The sequence below is a fragment of the Achromobacter sp. genome (assembly GCF_036567245.1).
In the GTDB taxonomy this organism is placed as follows: Bacteria; Pseudomonadota; Gammaproteobacteria; order Burkholderiales; family Burkholderiaceae_B; genus Achromobacter.
In genome coordinates this window covers 1-6,952 of sequence record NZ_DATCUY010000237.1, presented here as the reverse complement: position 1 = coordinate 6,952, position 6,952 = coordinate 1, and the positions used below count along the sequence as shown (strand labels likewise).

Annotated in this window: 6 protein-coding genes and 1 pseudogene; 1 reads left to right on the top strand and 6 read right to left on the bottom strand. The window is 66.6% G+C overall.

The window, feature by feature from the left end; genetic code table 11:
* Positions 1 to 585 (bottom strand): annotated as a pseudogene (locus VIR09_RS10520) (mechanosensitive ion channel protein); the annotation flags it as partial.
* 207 nt (positions 586 to 792) lie between these two features.
* Here VIR09_RS10520 and VIR09_RS10515 point away from each other — a divergent pair.
* Positions 793 to 1,026, top strand: a complete 234-nt coding sequence (locus VIR09_RS10515) for a hypothetical protein (RefSeq protein ID WP_332012816.1) — start codon at positions 793 to 795, stop codon at positions 1,024 to 1,026.
* Between the two features lie 3 nt (positions 1,027 to 1,029).
* Here VIR09_RS10515 and VIR09_RS10510 read toward each other — a convergent pair whose 3' ends face one another.
* The 5 genes from VIR09_RS10510 to VIR09_RS10490 form a co-directional block, all read right to left on the bottom strand.
* The gene (locus VIR09_RS10510; protein WP_332012815.1) at positions 1,030 to 1,998 is read right to left on the bottom strand and encodes a spore coat U domain-containing protein; all 969 of its coding nucleotides are present in this window, start codon (positions 1,996 to 1,998) and stop codon (positions 1,030 to 1,032) included.
* A complete protein-coding gene (locus VIR09_RS10505) occupies positions 1,995 to 4,274 on the bottom strand; it encodes a fimbria/pilus outer membrane usher protein (RefSeq protein ID WP_332012814.1) in 2,280 nt (759 codons plus the stop codon). The genes VIR09_RS10510 and VIR09_RS10505 overlap by 4 nt, the downstream gene beginning before the upstream one ends.
* 32 nt (positions 4,275 to 4,306) lie before the next feature.
* Positions 4,307 to 5,035, bottom strand: coding sequence for a molecular chaperone (locus tag VIR09_RS10500; RefSeq protein WP_332012813.1), 729 nt, complete (start codon positions 5,033 to 5,035; stop codon positions 4,307 to 4,309).
* A gap of 12 nt (positions 5,036 to 5,047) precedes the next feature.
* Positions 5,048 to 5,569 (bottom strand): spore coat U domain-containing protein, encoded by a 522-nt coding sequence (locus tag VIR09_RS10495; RefSeq protein ID WP_332012812.1) that lies wholly within the window; start codon positions 5,567 to 5,569, stop codon positions 5,048 to 5,050.
* A gap of 273 nt (positions 5,570 to 5,842) precedes the next feature.
* Positions 5,843 to 6,952: thioredoxin family protein (locus VIR09_RS10490; RefSeq protein WP_332012811.1), on the bottom strand; the 1,110-nt coding region annotated here is incomplete at its 5' end.

The window sequence follows — 6,952 nt, the reverse complement described above, 5'->3', positions numbered from 1 at the left end:
GATGGCGCCCGCGCGGCGGGACAGCACGCGCATGGAGGCCGGCGCGCCGCGCCTGGGAGGCGTTTCGGGATGATGGCGCTGCTCGGCGACCCAACGGTCGATGCGCCCGTAGATGTACATGGCGATCATCCGCAGCAGGATGAAGGCGAGGATGGTGGCGGCGGCGGCCAGTGCGAGAGGCTTCAAGGCATGGCCCGCGGCGTCGCTGTCCATTCGCAGGCTGTCGCCCGAGGCCAGCGCGCGCATGTCTTCCACGCCCTGTCCCATATCGGTCGCAAGGCCGGTCAAAAAGCGCTGGACGTTGTCGGCCATGCGTTCCTGCAGGCCGGGTTCGGCGGATTGCGCGGGCGCCGCAGCCGTACCCGTGGAGCGGGGAGTGGCGGGCTTCGCGCCGGCCGCCTGCGTCCGCAACTCGTCCACCAGCGCCTTGCGCGCCTCGGGATTTTCCAGCAGGTCTGCGAGCGCGGCCGGCGTAAGGGCGGAGGATGACGTCGCCGTTGCTTGCGGTGGCAGCAGCCCGGCGGACCGGGCTTGCCAGGAAAGGGACAGGCAACACAGCATCGCCGCCAGCAGCAGCGCGGTCAACCATGGCCTCTCGCGTCGGCGCCGCCGATGGGGTGCCGCTTGATTGCGGGGCGGGAATGGAATCGATGCTGTCGTTGCGGATCCAACCACTAGAGAATCTCCTGTGCGATCTGGGCCAAAAAAACGGGGTGTGGAGTCGAGCCGCGCTTAAGAAACGCCGCTTGCGGCCGTTACTGCATATGGCTCAACTCTGGTCTGGAGCTTTTTATGGCCTCCAAGTTTGTCTACCCGGCGTTGGGACTCCTGCTGGCGGGCAGCGTTGCCCTGGCGGCCCACCAGGCAAAGTCCGCGCCTCTTGCGCCGATGCTCGTGCGCTTCACGGTCCCCAGCCTCTGCACGGTCAGCCCGGGGCCGGCTCGCCCGGCGGTGCGCTGCTCCCGAGGGACGCCCTGGCACGCGCAGCGCGCGGTGGGCGAGCAGCACTGGACGGTGGTGTTCTGACCATCAGAATTCGATGGTGGCGGTCACCACGTCGCTGTATTGCCCGGGGCGCGGCGCTGCCTGCGCGGGCACCCTCCCATAGACCTGCACCTGCTGGATGTTGCCGGTCCCCGTGCCCGTGACGAATGCGGTGCCTGCGGTGCCGTCCCCCCAGGGAACCGTGCGGTCCGCCGACGTGTGCAGGTCATACCTTACCAGCCGCGTGCCTGTGGCGTCTCGCAGGTAGCGTTGGCTCACGGTGCCGTTCTGGCCCCCGTTCAAGCGTATCCGGTAGGCATCGTTGTTGGTGCAGCGCACCGCCAGCGTCGTATTGGCCAGGCGGGCAGAGCGAAAGTCCGCCATGGACCCGAAGTTCAACGGGGCGGCGGAGATGGTGCAGTTGTTGGTCACGTTGGCGCGCACCGTGAAGTTGTAGCTGCCACGGGACGTCAGCGACGCGCACGCGGGCCGGACCAGGATGGAGAAGCCGTAGTTGAAGGTCGCCACGCCGGGGAAGGTTTCCGAGTAGGCGGTGGTGGCGTTGTTGGCCGTCGGCACCGTGTATTGGCCTGGCAGGATCTGCCCGGTGATCGGCTGGTTGACGGTGGCCTGGCTTCCCAGCAGAGGCTGGGTCAGGTCGACGACGACGGGCGTCGATCCGTTGGTGGCTGACCCCCACAACGGACTCATGGACGTGTTCGGCGCAAGCCGGTACTGCAGGCGGTTGGCTCCATTGGCCATCTGCCGCGGGTCTTGCACAGTCGATCCGCTGCCGATGCCCAGGTTCACGCACACCCGGGCATAGCCTCCTGTGAGCAGGCCCCAAGTGCAGGTCACTGTCAGCGTGCCGGCCTGCGTCACCGACGAGCCGAGTACCGGATTGAGGTTCGGAAATGTGATGGGGGCCATGGACACGGTGCAGGTCTGCGCTTGCGCGCTGTTTCCCCCCAGCCACAGGGCCGCCAGCAACAATGCGGCGATCAGCTTTTTCATGGCTGCGGCTCCACGCAAGCCACTGGCCCCAGGCGCGGCAGGCTGCCGTCTGCTGGCGTCTGGAAGGCGAACTGCGCAGTGCATGCCAGATCCTGTCCCCGCACGTCCAGATGATTGAGCTTGCCCAGATTGCGCACGAACGTCTGGCTGCCGTACCCCACCACGCTTTCAGACCCGCTTTCCCTGTGCACGACCTGCGCGCCCACTGGCAGCGGTTTGCCGTCGCCGTCCACCAGATCGATCGTGGCCGCGGCTTCCCGGGTGATGCCGAACTCCGCCAGCACGCCGGATCGGGACTGGGGCACCACGTCGAGCGCATAGGCTGACACTTGCGCGTTGGGCGGCAGGTCCAGGCCGTCGAGCTCCAGCGTGTTGGTCTGATAGCTGTTCAGGTCCGGCACCACCATATGTCCGTCGGATCCCGTATGGCCGATGACCCGGTTCTGATGCAGGATGGGCAGGCCAGGTTCGCCGGCGGAAACCAGCGCGAAGCCGTCGTCGATGCGGCGGGAGGCCTGCGCCACGCCATCCATGAACACCAGGGCGCCATTGACGTCGAGTTCGCCCGTGGTGCGTCCGTCGTAGCGCTGCGCGCCCAGCGTGATCTCGCCGTAGCGTCCCAGATAGCGGCCCCAGCCTTGCTCATACCGGCCCGCCTCGTAGGTGCCGGCCTGCACGCCCCAGCCGAATCCACCGCCATAGTCGGGGCTGCGGATCGCGCTGGCGTTGGTGTAGGTGCCGCCGTCCTGGCGGCCGGCCATGGCATTGAGCGAGATGTCGCCCAGGGTGATGCCCAGGCTGAGGAATGCGCCGCGGCTGTCGCTGTCATTGAAGTCCTGATAGGCGCTCATGGTCAGCGTGGCGCGATTGCCGAGGCGGGTGCTATAGGCCACCGATGCGATATGGGCGGCCTCGACGCCCGGATAGCGTTGCCCGATATAGCTCAGCGATACGGTCTGCCCGCCGCCCAATGGCACGGCCAGCGTCGCCCTGTCGCTGGCGCGGGGCACAGGGATGCCGTCATTGCCCGCCAGGTCCGCATAATCCGAGATCGCGCGCAGGCTTTGTATGTCGATGGAATAGCGCTCGTCCACATACTGGTAGCCCACGCCGGCCTGCAGGCCCGTGTTCCTGCCCAGGCTGCCGGCCAGGGACGCATTGATGACGCCCGCCATTCCCAGTTTCGCCAGCATGCCGGCGCCCGCGTTGTACAGCCCGGCGCTGGCTTCGCCATGGGCTTCCACGGTCAGGGCGTTCGAGACGCCGTATTGCCATGTTCCGCTGAACGCTGGATCGTCCTTGTAGTCGAATGACCGCCAGCCGTAGGCACGTCGCAGAAAGCCCGCTTCGACCGAATAGCTGGACATGCCTTGCGCCAGCAGCCGCGTGTCGATGTAGATGGGAACCGACTGCGAGACCGGCCTGCCCAGGGCGTCGCGCGTGATGAGATTGGCCTGCCCGTAGCCCGTGATGCCGGCAACGTTGTCCACCACGAATGGGCCGCTGGGGACATTGCCGGAATAGCGCCGGATGTTGTTGATGTAGACGTCGACGGCGGACGGCACCACGGCGCTGCCGGCGAAGTCCGGCATGGGAAATGTGACCAGGTCGGGCCGCAATGAGAAATTGCGCCGCCATTGCAGGCCGCCCATGCGTATCGAGCGCGACCAGGCCAGCGATCCGGAAATGGTGTCGCCCACCTGGGTGGCCGTCAGCGTGGCCGGATCCGAGCGGGTCCAGCTGGAGTCGAAACGGACGTAGCGTCGCAGGTCGCGATACAGATAGGCCGTGCCCGTATTGCTGAAGACCCCGTGCTTGTCGAAATAGCGTTGTTCGCTCCAGAGCGCCAGCGGATTCTCGCGGTCGGTCCGGGCATAAAGATCGTAATTGATGAGCAGACCCCGATCCGCAGTCGCGGCGGCAACAGGGGACAGGCCTCGCGCATCGATGCGATTCGGAGTGCGGTACCGGACCGGCATGTCAAGATCGACTTCTTGCGCGGCCGCGTCGTAGCGGTACTTCAGGCCCGGAATCCGCTCCAGGGGAACGCGTGCCTCGTCCGATATGCCCAGGGCCTGGGTATCGACCCCCATCCCCCGCAAGTCCGCGCCGCGCGCCGACAGGCGGCCATGCTGGTCTTCGAAGCGCGCGATTTGATGGCTGGGCCGGCCGCCGAAGCTGACGTTCAGATAGACGTCGATGGCCGCCTGCCCCATGGCCGCCGCTGGGGCGGGCTGCGTCCGCGCGCTGCAGTGAACGGCTGCGACGGCAAGCATCAGTGTCAGCTGTGCGGTGCGCGCGCAATGTGTCACTTCCCTGTATCGGCTTGCACGTCGGCCTGGATGGGAACGCTGTTCACCCGCGCATCGACCGTGATCGCCCCCTGCATCGAGGGTTGGAAGGGCAGGGACCACTGGCGTGCGCTGGCCCCCAGGACGTAGCCAAGCAAGCCGTCCCGCAGGCTGTGGCGCTTGCCGTTGAAGACGAGCGCCACATCGCTGAGCTGCGCGCGGTGCGCGCCGCTGTTGTCGACGCGCAAGGCCCAATCGCGGCCCTCGCGCACCAGGGACCAGGTCAGGTGCCGCTGTGCCGGACTCTGCGGCGCAGCTCCCACGAACACTGGCACGGAATAGCGCAGCCGCACCTGCACGCCCGTTGCGCGCAATGGGTCGGGCGGCGCGATCTCGTCGATGATTAGGCGGTACGACGCCTCGCCGGGGCGCTTGGCGGCCTCGGGCTGCAACAGGCGGACGACTTGCGTGCCGCCCGGCGCGATCTGGATCATGGGCGGACTGGCCACCAGGGCCGATGTCTCCTGCAGCACATCCTCGGTCGTGGTCTGGCGCCAGGCGTAAACGCGGACCTGGCCATAGATGGGCTCGGCGCCTTCGTTGCGCAAGGTCATGCTGGTGGCGCGCTCCGCGCCGTCCATGTTCAGGATCACCGGCGAGATCTGCAGGCTGGCGGCATGCGCCTGCAGCGCCATGGCGAAGAGACAGGCTCCCGCCGCCTGGCGAACGATCCCAAGCGTCGTCATGTCGATCCAGGGTCAGAAGTAGACGGTGGCCGTGACCGTCGATTGATAGGTATCCGGCGCGGGGGCGGCCTGCGGCGGAACCCGGCCGTAGACGGTCAACGCCTGGGCCGTACCCGTGCCGGTGCCGCCCACGGTGTCCGTGCCTTGGGTGTTGCCCCACACCGTCGTGCGGCCGGCATTTTGATAGAGCTGGTAGCCCACATTGGTGCCGGTATTGCCAGGCGCCGTGCCCGCGAGCTGACGGTTTGCAATCGTCGACCCCGTGGCGGTCCCGGCATCCAGGCCTACGTTGTAGGGGGTGGTATTCGTGCAGGTGACCCTGAGCGTCGTTTCCTGGTTTACCGGCGCGCTCAGGAGGCCGGTGGACGGAAACACCAGCGGATCGGCGGCGATCGTGCAATTCGCCTGCACGGTCAGGGACACATTGAAAGTCGCTGTCGAACTCCCGTTCTCATACACCTGAGCCAGGGTCGCGCCGGGCAGGGAAAAGCCGATAGTCGCAGACAGAATCGCAGCAGAACCGATGGCCTTCATGCTCGCTCTCCTCCAAGTCGTGGCTGGAATGACCTTAGCGGAGGGGCGGGTGCAATTTATTTCGCATTATTTCCAACTTCTTCGGTTGCTGACTCTGAATCGGATTTTTCGCGCCCGCTCACTTCGGTTTGTGTGGTTGCTGGGACATGGCGGATCTTTGTTCTGTTCTCCGCCTAAAACTGAAAGGAAATGACACAACTTCGAAAGTGGCGGCCCTGCCCTTGTATGCCGCCGAATGGGGCGACGACCGCCGTTCCGACAGCGCCGATCTGCTTAACCGAAAGTAAAGGCATAAGCCTCGGCGCCTGGCTCCAGGAATTCAATCTCGAAGACGCGATCGCGGTCCGGCGCCTGCTGCCGGATGAGCTGATAGAGCTTCTGCCGGTCGATGACGCCTTCCCCCTGTTCGTTGACGTCTGTCCCATGGTCGGCCAGTGGCGGCCGGCCATCCAGCGTGACGCGAAAGCGCACCGGCCGGCCGTCGGCGGATGGGCCCAGCACCAAATGCAGATCGCGCGCGCGAAAGCGCTGGATGATGCGGCCGTTGTTGCCGGTGACCACTGCGCGCTCCGGCTCCAGCCGCCACGGTCCGGCCAGCGTCCACTGATTGGCGCCGAGTTCGGCGGCGGGGACATAGGCCGTGTCCCGGTCCTGCCTGATCCGGGTGCCGCCCGGCGCATAGCTCGTGGCCTTGCCGTAACCGAGGTAGCTCTCGCCCGAATGCAGCGTGGACCACTGCGGCGGCGCTTCCACGCCGCGAGCCGGGGGCAGGGCGACGCCGGTGTCGGGCAGCGTCCGGCCCGCTTCCGCAAGCAGACGCTGGATCATGCGCTCCGTCTGCGCGTAATCGTGTTCGCCCGCGACTGTGTACCGCACGCGCCCCTGGCCATCGAGCAGATAGAAGGCGGGCCAGGACTGATTGCGGAACGCGCGCCATATCCGGAACCCGTTGTCCTGGGCCACCGGGTACTGGATGCCCAGGTCCTCGACCGCGCGGCGCACATTGGCGGCGTTTTTCTCGAAAGCAAATTCGGGTGCATGCACGCCTATCACTTCCAGCCCCGCATCCTTGTACTTGTCGTGCCAGGTCTTCAGATAGGGGAGCGTGCGCAAGCAGTTGATGCAGGAGTAGGTCCAGAAGTCGACCAGCACGATCTTGCCGTCGAGATCGGCGGCGCTGAGCGGAAGCGAATTCAGCCAGCCGTTGGCGCCTGGCAGCGAAGCGAGCGGACCGCTTGCGCGCGGCGACGCTTGGGCCGGTTCGCCCGGACGCACCTGCTCGACCAGTTGCTGCTCCAGCCGCGCGGCGCCCGGCGCAGAGGCGCTGGAGAGGAGCACCGGGTTCCAGCCCAGCGCCGGCAGGGCAACGCCAGCCAGTACGGC